This is a genomic window from Rubinisphaera margarita, assembly GCF_022267515.1.
In the GTDB taxonomy this organism is placed as follows: domain Bacteria; phylum Planctomycetota; class Planctomycetia; order Planctomycetales; family Planctomycetaceae; genus Rubinisphaera; species Rubinisphaera margarita.
Genome location: NZ_JAKFGB010000003.1, coordinates 238,087 through 256,964, shown reverse-complemented (window position 1 = coordinate 256,964; position 18,878 = coordinate 238,087). Strand labels below are relative to the sequence as shown.

Genomic DNA, 18,878 nt, shown 5'->3' with positions numbered 1-18,878 from the left:
GAGCGATGCCGGGGGCACAGTAGATAGGATTGCCGGTGTCAACCCCCATTCTGCCTGAAGATGACGAAGTGGAAGCTACTGCTCAAACCTAACTTCACTGCTGGAAAGGTCAATCTCTGTGCCATCAGAGAGCGTGATCCTATGGTTCGAAGCCACGCCGCACTTGCGACCCGTAGACTCGCAAAAAGCTGTCAGCTTGCGTCTCCAACCCGGTATGTCACCTTTGTATGAGACCGCCAACAGTGATGAGCCATCTTCCAGAGTGACGTGGGCCTTCTCCTCCATCATACCACCAGACTGCGGCATCGGAACATCTGGGCAAGATGCCAATGCTTCATTCAAAAGCTGAAAGTATTCTTCACCGCTGGTGGTTTCGATGTAGAGAAACTCTCGACCTTCAACATCAATTGTTCCCGGAACTGGGCGTGTCATAAATCTTTATCAATGGGTCAGGATAAATCGGAAGTTGGCGGGATGGCCCGGAGGTTTATCTCCGGGATGCGCAGCAACAAGCAGTTGCCCATTGACGGGCTTCGGCCCATGATGCGTCCCATCTCAGTAGGAAGCAAGCTGCGTCTTATCGGTCTCCCCACCTGCCACCCCTCCTGTTCAGGACGGAGCCGCGAACCCTCCGCGCCTGGAATCGAGCCAGACGCGCATTTTCGAGACTCTCCGAATGAAGCGCGTATCTTTGAGAGCGCACTCTGCCATGGCAGGCCCCCCGATCCCGGTCCCCTGCTCCACTCGATAAACTCGGCACGCACCGACTGACGTCCGGGGTGCAAAAATTCTTCGCTCTCTGCAGGGAAGCTCCTTTGATCCCCATTTCAAAGGACGATCGCCATGCCACGCTCGTTGGGTCCGCTATCGTGATGCTGACCTCACTTACCCAGCAGGAACTCGTCCGTCAGGTGGCCTACCTCAAGAAGGAGAATGAGATTCTCCGAGCCCGGCTCCCGAACAACATCCGGACGACGAAGTCGGAACGGCTAGAACCTCTCCCAGCCGGAAGTGGGTTGCAAGAATCCGAACCCAACAATTCCAGACGTTCTTCTGACAGCCAAGGTGGTCGCTCTCGGTGTTGCACCAGCTCCGTGCTGTGCTGTTCTTTATCGCACGGCGGCACAGCAACAGTAAGATGGTCCGTCACTATTACCATCGGCATGATGACGAGTCGCAGCGACACAAGAAGCGACTGCAGTCGCGTGGAAGTACTTCAAACGCCTCACAGTGAGCCGGACATTTAAGTTCTTTTTCGGTTGGAGACTCGCAGTTCTTCCATCCCGAAATCTCGACGATGTCTAACCTCCTCAGCAATCTGATTGACACAGTTCAACTGTGTCAATCAGACACTCGCCCGGAACCCCTATTTTACAGGGGATTCATGGAAGCACAGGCGAGTGAGCGGAGAGGGGGGGATTCGAACCCCCGGTACCGTTTCCGGTACACCGGTTTTCGAGACCGGCACGTTCGGCCGCTCCGTCACCTCTCCTGAATCGCGGTTGCTCTCAATGGAGCCGGAGCCAGCGAGGCCCCATTGTAAGAGACGAGCCGCAGAAATCAATCAGTCTCAAGCGGATTCCTGGCGGGCTTCCTAAAGCTGTCTGACAGGCGTGTTTCGGGAAATCGCGACCTGTCGGTACCGCAGTTGCCGCCCTCTTGAAATCGACGGGTGTGGCTTCCCGGTATGGAGCCTAACATAGCACATTGGGTTCGGCGAAAACTTGGAAGAAAGTGAGTCCATCATGGTTAAGGGGTTTCTCGTTCTTGTCGGTCTGCTCTACGCCGGATTGAGTCTCTATTGTGCTTTTCAGCCGGTAAAAGCTTCGCAAACCGTTCATCTTGGTTTGAACGGCCCCGGCGGCCGGTCGGAATTTCTGACTGTCTACGGCGGTCTCGAAATGGGGATGGCGCTGTTCTTTCTGATGCCCGTGATCGTCCCCTCGTTCTCTCGCCCTGCTCTGTGGGCCTGCCTACTGATTCACGGCTGTCTGGTGCTGTTTCGAGCGATCAGTCTGATGCTCTATCAGGGAGCTTTTGCGGAAGTGCGGAGCGTGACCATTGGCGAATGGGTCGTCTTCGGCGCGTCACTGGCCCTCGTGCTGATGACGCGGACCAGTCAGGAGGCTACTATCTGAAGCCGATGCGGGAACCTGGCGGCCACTGTCCGATCAGCCGACTGAGCGGTTCTCGCCCGCCTCTCCTGCACCGGGTTCCCGACATGAAGAAGAGACTTCGTTCTGACAGCGGTCTGATTGCGTGGATGAATCAGACGACTCGTCCCCTGATCGCACTTGATCCCCGCGGCCGCGTCCGGTTCTTCAATCAGGGAGCCGAGGCGATGACTGGCTGTCATCCTGAAGACGTGCTTGGAAAATCGTGTGAGTATCGCACCGAAACAACCGGCTCTCTCAGCGAACGAGTGCTTGCTGCCCTGGCTCCTCCGCCTGAAGTGTTCGCCGGAGACGATCGGGTCGTGACAACGCACTTCATTGATTCGCGCGGACGACGGCAAACGCTGAAGCTGCTCTACTTTGCTTTACGGAGCGACGATGAGCATGTCTCGGCGGTTCTGGCGATGCAAATCGATGCGGAGGAAACCGTCGTTAGCCGGCCTGCTCCGGCCAGTCAGCAGTTTCATGCCGAGTTGAGCCAGTTACTGAGCCGCCGCGATGGTGTACAGCGGCAGATGCAGCTGGTCGCAAAAAGTGCCGCGATGCAACGCGTTTCGACGCAGATCAATGCCGCCCGAAGTTGTCGCGTACCCGTGCACCTGCAGGGCCCATCGGGCTCCGGACGGAAGATGCTGGCCCGCATGATCCTGACCCTGGAGCAGAAACAGTTTACACCTCTGGCCGTGCTCGACTGCCGGTCGCTTTCCCGGATCGATTTCAAACGAATGCTCGACGACTGTCTCGGCTTCGCTGCCGAAGCGGAGGACCCGACCGGGATTCTGCTTGAACATGTCGACGAACTGGAAACCGATCTGCAGAGCCATGTGCTCGAAATGAGAGAGAAGCGCTGGCCGGAGACGTGTCGCCTGTTGAGTTCCGCGGCTCACGACCTTGATGAGGCCCGGCAGCAGGAGCAGGTTCTGGAACCGTTGTTTTATCTGCTCACTGCTTTTGTGATTGAAGTCCCTTCACTCGTGGAGCGACGAGCTGATCTCGACCTGCTGGTTCAACTCTTCGTCGAACAGAACAATCGCGGCAGGGCGCGCCAGTTGAGTGGCGTTGACCGTCAGGTACGGGAAGCTCTGCTGGCGTACTCCTGGCCAGGAGAAGCTCGGGAATTGCACGAGACCATCGACGCAGCTTGTCAGGCTTGCGAGGAGACGATCGTGAAGCTGGAACACCTGCCGTTCGGCTTCCATTCGGGCCAGCAGGCCGACGCCGCCCTTCCGGTGCAACAGGAAACGTTTCGTCCGTTGGAAGAAAGCCTCAATGCGGTCGAACGGACGGAGATCGAACGCGCCCTCGCCTACGCGAAGGACAATAAAGCCAAAGCCGCCGATCTACTGGGGTTGACTCGTGCGAAGTTCTACCGCCGCCTCGAAGCGCTGGGGATCGCAAGCGAGTAGGCGGCAGTGAGACGCAAAAACGGAGTCTCGTGCTTCACGACGGTAATCAGAACAATGACGCCCGATTGCTTCGCGGAACGCACAATACGCGTCCGCACAGCGGACCCTACGGTGGACTCCACTCCTGTAGAGTGTTTATCACGTTGCTAAGCGAATCCCAACCCGAAGCGTGAGCGAGGGTGCGATGACAACTCGGCGTCCATTTCCCTCGCTGACTCTGTGTCGTCGAATTCGCGATCGCACTGCTGGGCAAGCCAGCAGTGGCACCCGGGTCGAGAAGACCGGCTAGTATTCTTTGCGTTGCCGCGAGGAGGGGATGTTCATCGCTTTGCGGTATTTGGTGATCGTCCGTCGGGCGAGTGTGTAGCCGTGCGTCGCCATTTCTTTGACGAGGGCATCGTCGCTGAGCGGGTTGTGTTTGTCCTCGTTGTCGATGACTTCCTGCAGCTTCAGGCGGATCTTCTGCCAGGCGACTTCATCCCCTTCTGCCGTGGTCGTGCCACCGCCGAAGAAGCGACGCAGTGGATAGATGCCTCGCGGCGTTTCCATCCATTTGCCATCAACGGCTCGGGAGATGGTTGTCACGTGCACGCCGACGTCATCGGCGATCTGCTGCATTTTCAGGGGGACGATTGCTTCCGGTCCGTTCTCCAGAAAGTCGGACTGATGGTCGACGATCGCCTGCGAAACTTTCCGAAGCGTGTTATGCCTCTGTTCAATGGCTTCGATCAGCCACTTGGCGGCTTCCATCTTCTTGCGGATGTACTCTTTGGTCTGCTGATCGGGATTGTCCTGCAACATGCGGACGTACTTGCGGGAGATCCGCAGTTCGGGCGTGTAGTCGTTGATCAGCGTCACTCGCCATTTGCCGTCTTCGCCCTGCTCAACACGCACATCGGGAGAAACGTTCTGTGAAATGTGCGACTGGAAACGCCGGCCCGGAAACGGTTCGAGAGTTCGAATCTGTTCGAGAGCCGCTTTAATCGTATCGAGGGAGTACCCGGTCGTCCGCTCGATCAGAGGCAGACGGTTCTGGCTGATGTTTTCCAAATGGTCGGTGATGAGAGTCACGACGACATCACGAAGCGGCATCTCGTCCATGACCTGCAGGAGCAGACATTCCTGAAGGTTTCGAGCACCGACGCCCGGGGGATCGAGCCGCTGAATCATGTTCAGGACCCTGTCGGCCACGGCGTAATCGACCTGCTGACCGTAAACCTGAATGATCTCCGGCAGCGTTCCCTGCAGGCGGCCGTTCTCATCGAGATTCTGAACAAGGAACTCGCCGAAGTCGCGTTCTTCAGTATCGAGTTCGAAGTAGTGGAACTGCTCCAGCAGATAGTCCTGCAGCGACTGCGGACTGGCCTGCAGATTGCCGAGCAGATCGTGCTGGCGATCAGAGAATTCATCGATGCGGTTCGAGGAGGGCTTGCCGCCGGACGTGATGTTGTCCTCAGGCCACTCGGCTGACATTTCCAGGAGACGTTCGAAGTCGGCTTCGTTGTTGTGATCGTTATCGACCACGATCTCGCGCTGTTCGATCTCGCGACCGGCTTCTGGGGAATCGGGGTCGCCGTCGTGAACATCCTTCTGCTTGGAATCGATCTGCTCCAGAACAACGTTCTCTTCCAGCTCCTGATCGATCTTTTCCTGCAGCGCCATGACGGACATCTGCAGGATCTCCATGGATTGGATCATGCGCGGAGCCAGCTTCATTTGCTGGCTCATCTTCATTTGCTGCGAGAAATTCAAATGCATGTGCGCAAACTCGATATTTCAACCGGCATCCTGTGCCGGACTACTCTTCCTTCGATCCCTGCATGACGATCACGACGACCTCCCTCAGGAAATCCCCGCCACCAAACTAGCCGATTATACTGGTTCTCCATTCGAACGCGACATGGAATTATTACAAACTTACTGCCAGAAAGGACCTCCGTCAAAAAGACTGACGTCCGCGGAGCGCATCGGCCAGCATCTCTTTGTTGGCGAATTCGAGAACACTGCCGGAAGCAATCCCTCGGGCCAGTCGAGTGACTTTGAGATCCCGGTTCTCCAGCAGATTCGAGATATACAGCGCCGTCCCGTCTCCTTCCAGTGTCGGATTGGTCGCCATGATCAATTCGGTGACCCCGTCCCGATCGACTCGCTTGACAAGTGCGTCGATCGTCAGTTTCTCCGGACCGACGCCGTTCAACGGGGACAGGCACCCATGGAGCACATGGAAGGTTCCCTGATAAGCGCCGGAAGCTTCCAGCGAAATCACATCTTTGGGCTGCTCGACGACACAGACAACCGTGCGGTCCCGCCGGGAATCCTCGCAGATGTCGCAGAGCTCCCCTTCGGTCAGTGTAAAGCAGTTCTGGCAGCGTCGGATGCTTCGCTTCACCGCATCGATGGCCTGGATCAGGGCCGCCGCGGAGCGTTTATCCATATTCACGACGTACTGGGCCAACCGCTCGGCCGTTTTCCGACCGATACCTGGCATAGCGCCGAACTGTTCAATAAGTCGAGCCACACTCGGCCCGTAAGGATGGGATTGCTCGTCCATGCAGTTTCTTCAACAGATGCAGTCAACAGCAGCGACCAGGTTCCGATGTCGCGGGCCGCAGTTCAACAAATCACTTTCCAAAGTTCGAGAGCGCGTCCTGCAGGCCGGGAATGTTCAGGCCCTGTGTGACTTCCGACATCTTCTCCGAAGCCGCTTCTTTAGCGTTTGCCAGTGCGGCATTGGCAGCGGAGACGAACAGGTCTTCCAGAACCTCGCGGTCCCCCGACTCCAGCAGCGTCGGTTCGATCTGGCAGCTGATGATCTCCTGCTGCCCGTTGGCGATGACCTTAACCATACCCCCGCCGGCTTCTCCGGAAACCTGCAGGTCCTTGAGCGACTCCTGCACTTCGGTCATTTTGGCCTGCATTTCCTGAGCCTGCTTCATCATGCCGGCGATATTGGAGAGTCCTTTGAACATTGGTTTTCCTTACGCTGTAGAATCCTGCTGATCGCGTCCGCGTGCGTTTGATCGCAGTTCTCTTGATTACAATTTAATTCGAGTTCGGATCAAGTCCGATCCCCACATTGTACGCATGCACGCCCTGTCGGAGGGCGATGTTTCAACTTTTTCGGATCCGATCGGTATGACCGACCGTCGCGTTGAAAATGGTTTCGGCCTGCTTGACAAATTCGTGCTTCACGATGGCCGCGGCAGCTCCTGGCTTCTCTCTCGATGTCGATGGCCCCGCGAGGGATTCGTCGATGACGAGCCGCACATGAATCGCGTCCCCGGTGATCTGCTGCAGGCAGGTCTCGAGTTTTCGCATCTGATCGGGTTTCTGAGCCATATCGCGTGCGAACTGCCCCCGGGGAGCAAACACGACTTCCAATATTGTGGATGAAACCACGGCCGTCCTCGTCGCCTGCCGCATGAAGTTGGCGACCGTCGGATCGACGCGACTTAACAGTTCCCGCCAGATCCGTTCGCGATTGGCTTCGGTGAATGTGATCTGCTCCGCTTCCGACTGGGCAACTGGAGCCGGTTCGTCTGCAACCGACGGCTCGTCGCCGACCTCGATAACGGGTGGAGCGCCATAACTGTCAGCCGGTGGGCTTACTTCAGGATTTTTTTTTTGCGGCGGATCTGCAGCGGCTGGACGAGCCGCTCCAACGTTCAAAACCGTTCCGGCGGGGCGGCTGCGAAGTTCGGTCACAAGTTGACTGAGGCTTTCGACGTCTTCAAGCATCGACAGCCGAACGAGAGCCAGATCGAGCAGAGCCCGCACATGCGGCACCCGACTGAGACGAGATTTTGTTTCAGACAGAATCTGCATTGCCGTCGTGATCGTCTGCAGGCCAAGGCTCTCCGCAACTTCCAGCAGACGGGGTTTCTGGGACGGACCCACGCCGAGGAGTTCGACCGATTCGGCTCCACACTTGACGATCATCAGATCGCGATAGACGTTGACCAGCTGATCAAGGAGGTTCCCGAGCTGGACGCCGGCGTGAATGGCGTCATCGACCTCACCAAGGATGGCGGCTCGATCGCCGCGACGAATCGCATCGATGATCGACAGCAGCCGCTCATCGCCTGCGGTCCCGAGAAGCTGGTTGACGTCCGCAGCTGAGATCTCCACTCCGCCGAACGCGAGCAGCTGGTCAAACAGCGACTGACTGTCCCGCATCGAGCCCCCTGCTCTGCGGGCCACCAGATCGATGGCTTCGGCTGTTACCGAAACGCCTTCCCGATCCGCGATCTCGGCCAGCCGCTGGGCAATGGCGTGTGTCTCAATGCTGGAGAAATCGAACCGCTGACAGCGTGAGAGAATTGTATCGGGAACCTTCTGCGGCTCGGTCGTACAGAAGACGAACTTCACGTTTGGCGGCGGCTCTTCGAGTGTCTTGAGCAGCGCGTTGAACGCCTCCTTGGTCAGCATGTGGACTTCGTCGATGATATACATCTTGATCCGGGTCCGCATCGAGCGGATGCCGACATTGGCCCGCAGGGCGCGAATGTCATCGATCCCGCGGTTGGACGCCCCATCGATTTCCATGACGTCGACATCGCCGCCGGTGGCAATCGCATGACACATTTCACACTGATTACACGGTTCGCCTTTTTCAGCGTTCGGGCAGTTCAGCGCCTTGGCCAGAATACGGGCCATTGACGTCTTTCCGACGCCTCGGGCTCCCGTAAACAGGTAAGCGTGTGCGACTCGGTCGGCGAGAATGGCATTTTTCAGGGCCTGGGCGACGTGCTGCTGGCCGACGACATCGCCGAACGATTGCGGGCGGTATCTGCGTGCCAGAACGGTATAGGCTGGCTGTTGTGTCGACATGGATCTCCCTGACTTTGACTCCTGCTCGTTGGCCGAACGGTCGGTTGGACTCACTCGGCTCCGTTCCACACGGTACCTTTGACGGCTCCTTTTTGCCAGTTGAGCCCCAGCATCAGCGAGTTCAAGCCGCTGCCAATGCCGAGCAACGCCGCCTGACTTTCTGAAGGAATGACGCCGGCTTCGATGCCCATGCCCAGCGAAAGTGGCAACGCGGCTGCTCCCATGTTCCCGAAGCGGTCGTGAATGGGATGATCGCTGGTTTCCGGCAGGCGCAGCCCTTCGAGAAGGAGCTTCCGATGGGCTTTCCCCACCTGATGCGTGAAGACTCGGGCGACACTCGCATCGGTCCATTCCAGCGTCTGTTTGGTTTGCTCCCAGGTTTCGCGAGCGAGTTTGATCCCCGCATGCAGCAGTGCTTCGGAGTCGGTCTCCATGCGGGGCCGATTGTCGCCGTGTTTGTCCTCGACACCCCCGGCACAGAGAAGGTGAGCACTGGTATCAGACCGCAGGGCCCCTCCGACCAGATGGGTCCCATTTTGACTCAGCTCCCGATGGCAGAGCACCAGAGCAGCCGAGCCGGAACCGATCGTCAACGAAGCAAAGGCCGGTTTGATCGACTGTCGCGTCAGGCCGGGATCATTCTTCAGTGAGTCGATCGTCCCTTCGACCAGTTCCCGTCCGAGTTCCGAGCCGACCACCACGCCAGCCCGAATTTGACCGAGTTCGATCATCTGGGCCAGAATCACTGCTCCGTTCAGGATTCCCAGGCAGGCGTTACTCACGTCCAGAACGAGTGCGGAACTGGGAAGACCGGCTCGGTAATGAACGAGATTCGCCGTCGCCGGTTCCATCTGATCGCGACAGACCGAGCCGTGAATCAAGGCTCCGAACTGCTCGACTGGCAACCCGGAAGCCTCTATTGCCATCCGTGCCGCGACGGCGCTAATCGGCCCCGGTTTGCTGCCCGGAGGAAAGAAGCGACGCTCCTCGATACCCGTCATCAGCTCCAGCCGCCCTTCCGGCAGGCTGAGACGCTCATAGACATCCCTGAGTTGTTCCTCGATCTGCTGAGAAGTCACCCGTTCTTCGGGTAACACGTATCCCACCGCTTCGAGACAGACGTTCTGAAACCGCATCTGGTCAATTCTATCTGGATAATGGACCGATCTCGGAGCGCCCTTGCGCCGCCGACCTCCCGGTATTAGAGCAGATCTCGACCAGTGGTACAGGACCCGGCTCTGAATCTCGGCCGCTCATCGGAAAGACGACACGGGCAAAATAAAAAAACCTCCTGAAAACAGGAGGTTTCTTGGGATCAGAGAGTCCTTTGAATTCAGGACATCGTTTCCGCTTCCGGCTGCAGGATGAACGGGAAGACGCGAACGGGCTTGCCGGCGTCGAACTTGTTCTTGTAGTTCAGTTGGGCGGCCCGATCAGCGGCAAATTGCAGCACGGTGAATTCAAGCCCGCAGTAATTGTCGACATCGGCTTCGGCAGCGACATCGGCAAAGACTTCGCCGGCAGAGGCGGCATGACGACGGACGCCGTGGATGCTTCCTTCGCGAACTTTCACCCCGGCGGCAGCCAGTTTAACCAGTCCCTTGAGGAACTTGCCGGTCAGGCTGTCGGGACCGGAGGACTTCCACAGGCGATCCCACTCTTCGTGAGATTCCCAGTAGAATCCGTAATTGAACAGATCCAGGCCGAGCAGGTAATTCCGGTGGGTCGACCAGTTTTCCAGCGTGAGAGCTGGTGGGGAAACCCGTTTCCGACCGTGGCTGTGACCACGGGGATCGCGCATCGGGTGAGGCAGACCTGAACCGGGGATAAATGCGTAAGCTGGTAATTCGATCGACTGGATCAGTCGTTTGGCATTGAGTGTGGATTGAAGCACTGGGATTACTCCTTGTCGATTCCTGAGGCGGGACGTACGCACGCCAGGCGCTATTTATTCGTTGGGGACTGTCAATTTAGGCGCTAAACCTGGTCTCATCGGCAGCTGGGAGAAGCGAACGGAGGGTTCGCCTGCTGGCCTCAAACAGCTGGTGGGACGAATACGGGAAGCGTGCAGTCGGTTGGTGGCCCGGAATTATACCCAGTCCCTGCCTGTCTCGGCGCAAAATCGCATACGGGAGCCGGATTATTCGGTCGGAGCGTACGGTCGTAGGAATCGTTTAACCTGGTGAAAGCCAGTTTCGACCCCCGTCAGTCCCTTTGTTGCCGACTTGATCTCCGCCAACGTTAGCCCGGCCCATGCTGGCCCGCCGCGTTCGCTCTGCAAACAGGTGCACAAAATTCCCGAGGTCGTGACGTCGCTGTCAATGCTCTCATTGATAACCGGTCGGCGCCCGCAACGTCAGAGGACTTTTCGCAAACCCCTGAAAAAACGCCGAAAAAGTCAGTTCCTCACCGCCCTGGAATCAGATGTATACTGTCCCCGTTGATTTCAGCCCACCCAACTGACCGAGAATGTCGAGGTCCCGGATTGATCAAAGAACGTCGATCTGGCCGAAGATGTCTACAGGGCCGTTTTGCCGTCAACGTGCAAATTTGGGACATATCAAACAATTCCGTTGTCCTGAACGGACTTGGACCATAAAATTTAAATCCAGTCTGCTGCGACACTTTCGAAGAGGTCAGCGTTCCTTCTGCTGAAAATGTCGCGGTTCGCCATTCTACAAATCTTCGAGTTTTTCCTCGGATCGCGTCGAATGTTGCCTCTGTCAGTGCGGTTTATTGACAGAGCACGCAGGTCGACCACGTCTGGCTTCCATGCCGACCATCAGGTCCATCCACCTGAGAGCTAACGTGCGGTGAGTCACCTGACGAGTCTCCGAAGGATGTGGCAACACATAACAACAGGACCGGAATTCATGAGGACATACGAATTCATGCGGCAATCTCAAGTACTACTCGCTGCTGCGGCATTCTGCGTCTGTACCGCCGGCATGCTCGCTTCACCGCCGACCTCCGCTTATGGGGCCGAGCAGAGCGACTACCGCCTGAAATACGATCCGGCCGTACTCGACAAGATCAACATGCTGATCAGCCGGGGTTACGAGGACAACGAAGTCAGTCCGTCCGAACCGGCCGACGATGTCACGTGGCTGCGTCGGGTTTATCTCGACCTGGGAGGACACATCCCTCCTCTGAAAGACATTGAAGCCTTCACGTCCGATAAGGATCCGAACAAATACGCCAAAGTGATTGACACGCTGCTCGACAGCGACAGTTACGTCAATAACTGGACGACCGTCTGGACGAACGAGTTGATCGGCCGTCAGACGCCTCGGCGAACCAGCCGGGAAGGTATGGAAAAGTTCCTGCGGGAAGCATTCGCCAAGAACCGCCCCTGGGTCGAGGTCGTTGGCGATTTGATGACTGCGGAAGGTCACTATGAAGAGAACGGGGCCGTCAACTATCTGCTCAGTCAGATGACGATGCGGGACGAAGGCGTGCAGGTGACTGCAAAAACCGCCCGGGTCTTCCTGGGAACTCAGGTGCAGTGCACACAGTGTCACAACCATCCGTTCAACGACTGGAAGCAGGATCAGTTCTGGGAGTTCAACAGTTTCTTCCGTCAGGTGCGTCGCGTCGATCATCGCAAGATTGATCCGGAAACCGGTCGCCAGGTGGATGATTACTCGGAGCTGGTTGTCGATGACTTCTCTGGACCGGTCTACTTCGAAAAACGGAGCGGCCTGATGCAGGTTGCTTATCCCAAGTACTTCGGAAACGATGTGGAGTTCGACAACGGCAAGTCACGTCAGGAAGTCTTCGCCGAAGCCATCACCAACGACTCGGATCATCAACTGGCTCGTGCTCTGGTCAATAAGATGTGGGGACACTTCTTCGGCTACGGGTTCACTCGCCCGGTCGACGACATGGGGCCCCATAATCCGCCGTCGCATCCGGAACTGCTGGAGCATCTCACCGAGAGCTTCGTGGCATCGGGGTACGACTACAAGATGCTGCTCCGCTGGATTACCAATTCCGACGCTTATCGCCTGAGCAGTGAGTTCAATTCGAAGAACGAGATCGACAATCCGGCTGCCGGTGAAATGCCGCTCTTCAGCCACATGTACATCAAATCGATGCAGGCCGAGCAGTTGTTCGATTCCCTGCTGATTGCTGGCAACGCCAACGTGGGCGGAGTCGGTCAGGGCAACTATGCTCAGATGATGCAGAAGCGGAATCAGTGGCTGCAGCAGTTCGTGACCACGTTCGGCACCGATGAAAATGACGAGTCGACCACGTTCAACGGCAGTATTCCACAGGCTCTGATGATGATGAACGGCGAACTGATCGACGCCGCCACGAAGGGCGAGTCGGGCAGTCTGCTGCACAAAGTCGTGACGTCGGATGAACGGGATTCCCGGAAAATTCAACTCCTGTACCTGGCTGCTCTGGGACGAAACCCGACCGGTCGCGATCTGTCCGCCGTGAAGAAGCTGATGCAGATCAGTGGAGACGCGGGGACCGGCTATCAGGACCTGTACTGGGCTCTGCTCAACAGTAACGAATTCATTTTCATCCGCTAACAAGCAACAACAAATACTCCGCACGGCAAATTCACCGTTGCGGAATCGCCTACACCCTTTCCGTGTCTTTGGAGAACAACCATGAGTCAGATGAAACCCGGAACCATGGATCGCCGACATTTCATGCGCCACCTTGCCACCGGCAGCGCGATGACGATTCCGGCGTTTCACTTTCTTAACCACCTGCAGGCCAACGCCGCGGAAGTCCGGCGGAATCAGAAGTCCTGTATTCTGATCTGGCTGAGCGGGGGACCGCCCACGATCGACATGTGGGACCTGAAGCCCGGCTCCAAGAACGGCGGCGAATTCAAGCCGATCAGCACGGCGGGTGACCTGCAGATCTGCGAGCATATGCCGAAGATTGCCAAGCAGATGGACAGCCTGTCCGTGATTCGCACAATGAGCACCCGTGAAGCCGATCACACCCGGGGCCGGTATTACATGCACACCTCTTACGTGCCGAATCCGACCGTGATTCACCCCTCGTTCGGCTCGGTTGTCAGTCATACGCTGGCACCGCAGCGGAAGGATCTGGAAATCCCCGCGTTCATCTCCATCGGTGGTGGTGCGGGCAGCTCCGGCTTCCTGGGCATGACTCACGCTCCGTTCGTGGTCGACAGCAACGGTCAGATCCGCAACGCCGATCCGACTGGCGTCGATCGCCGTCGACTCGAACAGCGTCTGGCCATGTGGGACGTCGTCGAATCGGGATTCATCAATTCCGATCGTGGCGACCTGCCGCAGGCTCACAAAGACGTCTACCACAAGGCTGTCAATCTGATGACGTCTTCCCAGATGGACGCCTTCCAGGTGGCCAAGGAAGACCCGAAGCTTCAGGAAGCTTACGGTAACAACAACCTCGGTCGCGGCCTGTTGATGGCTCGTCGGCTGGCTGAAGTTGGCGTGCCGTTCGTCGAAGTCAACTTCGGTGGATGGGACCTGCATAACGACGTCTTCAACACGCTGCGTGATCAGCGTCTGCCGACTCTGGATCAGGCCATCGCCGCTCTGACTCAGGACCTGAAGAGCCGCGGGATGCTCGACAATACCGTCATTCTCTGCATGGGTGAATTCGGTCGCACACCGCGAATCAACCAGGACGTTGGACGTGATCACTGGGCCTCCAGCTGGTCGCTGCTCATCGGTGGTGGCGGGCTCAACGGCGGCGTCGCTGTCGGTGAAACCGACAAGGACGGAGTCGGCCTGGAAAGCAAGAGCTACCTGCCGGGCGATGTCTGGGCCACGGTCAGCAAGGCGATGGGCATTCCACTCAACATCGTGCACACCTCGAAGCGGGGTCGTCCGATGAAGATCGCCAATGGCGGCAACCCGATCGAAGAGCTCGTCAGCTAACGGTCGCTCGGTTGTGAATTGGAACTCAATCGATGGGAACCGTTCGCGGTTCCCATTTTTTCGGCCTCTTCCCAGGGGCTCGCGACCCTCGCTTTGAGGAATTGACAGTGACCAACCAGGAGATGGCCAGCTCCGAAGCACCGGACGAAGGACTTGAACCCAATCGTCCGGCCGAATCCGCCTCGGCTACGGCGACTCCCGATCGTGAATTCGTTGATCAGTTCGTTAAGACACAGCGACGACTTTACCTGTATCTCCTCGCCCAGGTCGGGAACCCGCATCCTGCTGAGGAGATTCTACAGAACGTCAACGTGGTGATCCTCTCGAAGTGGCAACAGTTCGAACCCGGAACCAACTTCCTCGCCTGGGCGTATCGCATTGCCAGTCTGGAAGTTTTGAAGTATCGGCAGAAGTCCAAGCGGCAGAAGCTGCTCTTCGACGACGACTACCTGGCGACCATTGCCAGAACGGTTGAAGAGCTCCATGAGAATACTGAAATGCGGCAGAAGGCGCTCGCCCGATGTCTGAAGAAACTGAAACCGGTCGACCGTGAGCTCGTGCGATTGAAGTATCAACTCGGACGGGACGGTCAGGCGCTTTCAGAGATGCTCAATCGACCGGTGAATTCCGTCTATCAATCGCTCGGTCGGATCCGGCGATCTCTGTTGAAATGCGTGGAAGCTCAAATCGCTGCGGCGGTACGGTAATATGGAACGCCATCCCGAATATCGAAAGATCTGCGAACTGGCCAGCCGACTCTGCGACGGCCGGCTCGACGAGACCAGTGCAGCCGAACTGCAACAACTCGTCACCACCGACGAAGCGGCTCGCGATCTTTACGTTCGCTATCTCGAACTGCACAGCCATCTCCATTGGGATTTTGGCATGGCTGCAGGCGAGTCGACCGACATCTCTTCCAGTATGGCGATGTCGGAGTCCGCCGACTCCATGAAGAGCCTGCTGGACGAATTGCTCACGGAGGCTTCGGTCCAGAACGCTCCTGCTCTTCCACGCGAAAAGACGTTCTCTTCACGACACAAAGCTGCAGCTCTGCTGACAAGCTCTCTGGTCGTATTACTGGTGGCCGGAACCGGATGGTATTGGGTCACCCAACGCGATCAGGTCGATCCTCCGCAGAACATCGCCGAGACGAGTCCTCAGACGGACGCTGATTCCGCAAAAACGAACGACGATCGTTCGCCGGGCGAAGACGGGATGGACCTCCCTGCTCCTCCTCCCGAGTTGCCTTCAATTGACTGGGCCATCGCACACAACCAGCCAGATCCGATTGCCGCCGACAGCGTCGAGGGTCATCCGGGCGATCGGGACAACAAGCCGGTCGGTGTCGCCTACAGCCGCGATGACGACGTAATCAAAGCGATTAACACCCAGGTCGCCAGCGGCTGGGAGGACTGGGGATTTTCGCCGGCGCCGTCTGCCGATGACTTTGAATGGGTCCGCCGCGTTTATCTCGACCTCGCCGGTCGGATCCCCACGGAAGCGGAACTGCAGAGTTTTCTGGCCGATCAGTCGCCCGATCGCGATCAGCAGCTGGTCGATCGACTGCTGGAGTCTCCATCGTTTGCGCTGCACTGGTCCACGAACTGGATGAACCTGCTTGTCGGCCGTTCGCCGAATCCGCAGGTCGATCGACTGACGCTGCAGGAGTATCTGTATGCCGTGGCCGACCGGAACGGTTCGTGGAATCGCGTTGTCAAAGATCTGATCGCTGCGGAAGGAAATCCACGAGAGAATGGAGCCGCCAACTTTCTGGTCGCCCATCTCAACAATCAGGCGGTGCCGGCGACTTCGTACGTAGCCCGCACTCTGCTCGGATTCCAGATTCAGTGTGCCCAGTGCCACCAGCATCCCTTTTATTCGGTCAGCCAGCGAGAGTTCTGGGAACTCAACAGCTTCTTCAAACAGGCCGTTGTAACCCGCGTCGGATCGTCCGGCACTTCTGAGATGTCGCAGGTCGAACTGCGTGACCGCCAGACGGGTGGCCCGACGTATTACGAGAGCCGCGATGGTGTGATGCACGCCGCGTTTCCAAGATACAACGGAACCGAAGTGGACGAAGATGAGACCGTTTCGCGGCGGCAACAGCTGGCCAATCTCCTCGTGGAAGGCGAAGACCCGCTTGTGGCTCAGGCATTCGTGAACCGGACCTGGTCGCAACTGTTCGGTTACGGCTTCACGCAACCGGTTGACGATCTCGGCCCGCACAATCCCCCCTCTCATCCGGAACTGTTTGCCACCCTGTCGCGATCATTCGTGTCGAACGACTACGACATCAAACGGCTGTACCGCTGGATCTGCCTGTCGGATGCCTACCGACTGTCGAGCCGTGTCAGCGATGTCAATCGGGAAGATGCTCCGGACCAGGGAAATCCGCCAGCGTTCACCCGCATGTACTTCAAACCGCTCTCGCCCGAACAGCTCTACGATTCCCTGCTAGCCGTCGCCGGTCACTCAAATCGTGCGATCCGAAATCGCGAGCGTCATGTGGAGAATCGCGATCAATGGGTGCAGCAGTTCGTCAGCTCGTATGAAAACGACGAGAACAACGAGTCGAGTCACTTTGACGGGACGATCTCGCAGGCTCTGGTGTTGATGAATGGCAGCCTGGTCGACGAAACCATCTCTCCCGAGAAGAATCCATTCCTCGCGGAGCTGATTCAAACCTCGCTGACTGACCAGGAGAAGTTTGAACGAGTCTGCATCAAGGTGCTGTCCCGCAAGCCGACGCAGAAAGAGCAGGCTCTCTTCCGACAGGTGCTCGCGTCGCTGCGTGATGTGAAATCGACACCGGAACGGAATACCCTGCTTGCCCGCAGCCTGTCTGACCTGCTCTGGGCTTATGTGAACTCCAGCGAGTTCATCACCAACCACTGATCACCCGATCACATCGGGAATGGCGTCAGTTTGCCTCAGCGGTGCAAAACGAATCGGTTCGGGGGCGTCCCGATCGGTCGCTCATTGGCCATCTGTCATTGCCGCACGCCACTCCCAAGGGATTTCAGCACACTTGAGAGCATTTTCGTGCTTTTCTGCAGTCGCAAGTGCGCCAATCCCCTGCCATGCTGAGTTTGCTCCCGCAGACGCGTCCAGTCGAATTTTGAATTTGCTGGAGAGCTCTGGCATACTGTTTGCGATATTGTCCTGCTCAAGTTTTCCCTAAGGAGAAAAGAGATGAGTAGTTCACATATCCCCCAGAATCGTCATGAACCTGACAGCGAACGCCACCCGACGGATGCTCCGGATACCGATAATTCCGTCCCGTTCCTTGTCGCGTTCGGAACCTATTTCATCGTGGCCGTCGTCATCCTGACGCTGGTCTTCCTGATGACGCGCTGACTTGCGCCGGACGAACCTTCAATTATGGGCCGCCGAATGGTCGAAAGCCACTCGCGCGGCCTTTGATATTGCTGGGAGCAGTCGACGAAGCTGGAGTGACCGTCGCTTCTTTCACGCCGGAGGAACCCTTGAGGTACCCGCTGACACCCAGCACCTCGGGATGGCGAGCGACTTTGTCGCTGAAAACCTGCATATCCCGAACGATCGGGTCCAGATTCTTCAGCAGAGCCGCCAGGGATGAGGAGGCGTACTGCAGATTCTGATAGAGCTGCGGGTCCCGCGAGAGTCTCTGCAGGGAACCGTCTCCTTCATTGAGCTGCTTGCTGAACTGATTCAGTTGATGCAGAGTCGAATTGAGCGAGTTCATGCTCGATGCCACACTCGCCATCAACTGGTCGGAGTTGGCGGCCAGAGGAGTCGTCATAGTTTCCAGGTTATCCATCGTCTTGCCCAGTGAGGCGACGGCGTTGTTTGTCGTGCCGATGGTCTGCTGTGTCTGCTGCACCAGCATTTCCGTCTGGCGGATGAGTTGCGGCAAGGCGACCATCGCTTCTTTGACAGCCATCTGCAGTTCCGGGTCGGCAATAAAGCCGTTTGCCTCGTCCAATGTAACGGACGCCTTCTGCATGGCGACGGTCAACTGGCGGAGTGCCACGGCTGCATGTTCGACCATTTGATCGATCTTGCCTTCGTTGGTTTCGAGCAGAGAGTTTACATTCCGCGCGACCGTTTGCCATTCCCGGCTAGTATCGGCAAAGACTTCGACCGTATCGGTCAGCCGCGATTCAAGCCGCTGCATCGCCTCAAACGGATCCTGAGCTTCGACGCCGTTAAAGCGATGGTTGGCTGCCACAACGTCCCCGGTGCCCACAGAGAACTCAATATGCGACTCTCCCAGCAGTGACTGGACAATCTGGGGTTTCGCATCGCTGGCGAGCGGATAGCGTTCACGGATCTCAGCCGTCACGATCACCTTGCGCGACTTCCGGTCGATCGCCACGTCAGTGACGCGTCCGACGGGGATGCCGGATTGCTGCACCGGGGTGCCGGGATGCACGCCCGTCAGAACATCGTACTCAATCTGCACGACGTACCGGGGTTCGTAGTAACGTTCGAGCTTCCCGAACTGGATGGTCAGCACGACGCCTGTCGCTATCGCGATGACGACGAACAATCCGACTCGAAACTGGAGTTGGCGTTCTGTCATGGTGGGGCGG

15 protein-coding genes and 1 tRNA gene are annotated in these 18,878 nt (G+C 57.5%); 7 read left to right on the top strand and 9 right to left on the bottom strand.

Going from position 1 to position 18,878, the window contains the following annotated elements; genetic code table 11:
• Positions 1-75 precede the first annotated feature (75 nt).
• Positions 76-432, bottom strand: a complete 357-nt coding sequence (locus tag L1A08_RS00975) for a hypothetical protein (RefSeq protein WP_238753209.1) — start codon at positions 430-432, stop codon at positions 76-78.
• Positions 433-1,405: 973 nt separating this feature from the next.
• Positions 1,406-1,492: transfer RNA gene (locus L1A08_RS00970), tRNA-Ser, on the bottom strand.
• Between the two features lie 253 nt (positions 1,493-1,745).
• Here L1A08_RS00970 and L1A08_RS00965 point away from each other — a divergent pair.
• Complete coding sequence (locus tag L1A08_RS00965; protein WP_238753207.1) at positions 1,746-2,138, top strand: hypothetical protein; 393 nt, start codon at positions 1,746-1,748, stop codon at positions 2,136-2,138.
• Between the two features lie 83 nt (positions 2,139-2,221).
• Positions 2,222-3,580, top strand: coding sequence for a sigma 54-interacting transcriptional regulator (locus tag L1A08_RS00960; protein ID WP_238753205.1), 1,359 nt, complete (start codon positions 2,222-2,224; stop codon positions 3,578-3,580).
• A 285-nt stretch (positions 3,581-3,865) separates the two neighbouring features.
• On the opposite strand, the gene rpoN is transcribed toward L1A08_RS00960, so the two are convergent.
• The 6 genes from rpoN to L1A08_RS00930 all read right to left on the bottom strand — a co-directional run bounded on the left by rpoN (position 3,866) and on the right by L1A08_RS00930 (position 10,304).
• Positions 3,866-5,338: an RNA polymerase factor sigma-54 gene (rpoN, locus tag L1A08_RS00955; protein ID WP_261362669.1), complete on the bottom strand. Its 1,473-nt coding sequence runs from the start codon at positions 5,336-5,338 to the stop codon at positions 3,866-3,868.
• A 181-nt stretch (positions 5,339-5,519) separates the two neighbouring features.
• Positions 5,520-6,131: a recombination mediator RecR gene (gene recR / locus L1A08_RS00950; RefSeq protein WP_238753200.1), complete on the bottom strand. Its 612-nt coding sequence runs from the start codon at positions 6,129-6,131 to the stop codon at positions 5,520-5,522.
• Between the two features lie 70 nt (positions 6,132-6,201).
• Positions 6,202-6,549, bottom strand: a complete 348-nt coding sequence (locus tag L1A08_RS00945; protein WP_238753198.1) for a YbaB/EbfC family nucleoid-associated protein — start codon at positions 6,547-6,549, stop codon at positions 6,202-6,204.
• 142 nt (positions 6,550-6,691) lie between these two features.
• Complete coding sequence (dnaX, locus tag L1A08_RS00940; protein WP_238753196.1) at positions 6,692-8,410, bottom strand: DNA polymerase III subunit gamma/tau; 1,719 nt, start codon at positions 8,408-8,410, stop codon at positions 6,692-6,694.
• 50 nt (positions 8,411-8,460) lie between these two features.
• Positions 8,461-9,546, bottom strand: a complete 1,086-nt coding sequence (locus L1A08_RS00935; RefSeq protein WP_238753194.1) for a 3-oxoacyl-ACP synthase III — start codon at positions 9,544-9,546, stop codon at positions 8,461-8,463.
• Between the two features lie 197 nt (positions 9,547-9,743).
• On the bottom strand, positions 9,744-10,304 hold the full coding sequence (locus L1A08_RS00930; RefSeq protein WP_238753192.1) for a DUF309 domain-containing protein: 561 nt from the start codon (positions 10,302-10,304) through the stop codon (positions 9,744-9,746).
• A gap of 979 nt (positions 10,305-11,283) precedes the next feature.
• Between L1A08_RS00930 and L1A08_RS00925 the strand changes: the two genes are divergently transcribed.
• The 5 genes from L1A08_RS00925 (at position 11,284) to L1A08_RS00905 (ending at position 17,661) form a co-directional block, all read left to right on the top strand.
• Positions 11,284-12,951, top strand: coding sequence for a DUF1549 and DUF1553 domain-containing protein (locus tag L1A08_RS00925; RefSeq protein ID WP_238753190.1), 1,668 nt, complete (start codon positions 11,284-11,286; stop codon positions 12,949-12,951).
• An 81-nt stretch (positions 12,952-13,032) separates the two neighbouring features.
• Entirely contained in the window at positions 13,033-14,304 is a 1,272-nt protein-coding gene (locus L1A08_RS00920; protein WP_238753188.1) for a DUF1501 domain-containing protein, read from the top strand.
• 107 nt (positions 14,305-14,411) lie between these two features.
• Entirely contained in the window at positions 14,412-15,011 is a 600-nt protein-coding gene (locus tag L1A08_RS00915; RefSeq protein WP_238753186.1) for a sigma-70 family RNA polymerase sigma factor, read from the top strand.
• 1 nt (position 15,012) lies between these two features.
• Positions 15,013-17,199: a DUF1549 domain-containing protein gene (locus tag L1A08_RS00910; protein WP_238753184.1), complete on the top strand. Its 2,187-nt coding sequence runs from the start codon at positions 15,013-15,015 to the stop codon at positions 17,197-17,199.
• A 297-nt stretch (positions 17,200-17,496) separates the two neighbouring features.
• Positions 17,497-17,661 carry a hypothetical protein gene (locus L1A08_RS00905; protein WP_238753182.1) on the top strand — a complete coding sequence of 55 codons (165 nt, stop codon included), beginning with the start codon at positions 17,497-17,499 and terminating at the stop codon, positions 17,659-17,661.
• A 22-nt stretch (positions 17,662-17,683) separates the two neighbouring features.
• Here L1A08_RS00905 and L1A08_RS00900 read toward each other — a convergent pair whose 3' ends face one another.
• On the bottom strand, positions 17,684-18,868 hold the full coding sequence (locus L1A08_RS00900) for an MlaD family protein (RefSeq protein WP_238753180.1): 1,185 nt from the start codon (positions 18,866-18,868) through the stop codon (positions 17,684-17,686).
• Between the last annotated feature and the right edge of the window lie 10 nt (positions 18,869-18,878).

Coding starts and splice junctions, on each gene's coding strand:
- L1A08_RS00975 (WP_238753209.1), bottom strand. CDS start 432: ATGACACGCCCAGTTCCGGGAACAATTGATGTTGAAGGTCGAGAGTTT.
- L1A08_RS00965 (WP_238753207.1), top strand. CDS start 1,746: ATGGTTAAGGGGTTTCTCGTTCTTGTCGGTCTGCTCTACGCCGGATTG.
- L1A08_RS00960 (WP_238753205.1), top strand. CDS start 2,222: ATGAAGAAGAGACTTCGTTCTGACAGCGGTCTGATTGCGTGGATGAAT.
- rpoN (WP_261362669.1), bottom strand. CDS start 5,338: ATGCATTTGAATTTCTCGCAGCAAATGAAGATGAGCCAGCAAATGAAG.
- recR (WP_238753200.1), bottom strand. CDS start 6,131: ATGGACGAGCAATCCCATCCTTACGGGCCGAGTGTGGCTCGACTTATT.
- L1A08_RS00945 (WP_238753198.1), bottom strand. CDS start 6,549: ATGTTCAAAGGACTCTCCAATATCGCCGGCATGATGAAGCAGGCTCAG.
- dnaX (WP_238753196.1), bottom strand. CDS start 8,410: ATGTCGACACAACAGCCAGCCTATACCGTTCTGGCACGCAGATACCGC.
- L1A08_RS00935 (WP_238753194.1), bottom strand. CDS start 9,546: ATGCGGTTTCAGAACGTCTGTCTCGAAGCGGTGGGATACGTGTTACCC.
- L1A08_RS00925 (WP_238753190.1), top strand. CDS start 11,284: ATGAGGACATACGAATTCATGCGGCAATCTCAAGTACTACTCGCTGCT.
- L1A08_RS00920 (WP_238753188.1), top strand. CDS start 13,033: ATGAGTCAGATGAAACCCGGAACCATGGATCGCCGACATTTCATGCGC.
- L1A08_RS00910 (WP_238753184.1), top strand. CDS start 15,013: ATGGAACGCCATCCCGAATATCGAAAGATCTGCGAACTGGCCAGCCGA.
- L1A08_RS00905 (WP_238753182.1), top strand. CDS start 17,497: ATGAGTAGTTCACATATCCCCCAGAATCGTCATGAACCTGACAGCGAA.
- L1A08_RS00900 (WP_238753180.1), bottom strand. CDS start 18,868: ATGACAGAACGCCAACTCCAGTTTCGAGTCGGATTGTTCGTCGTCATC.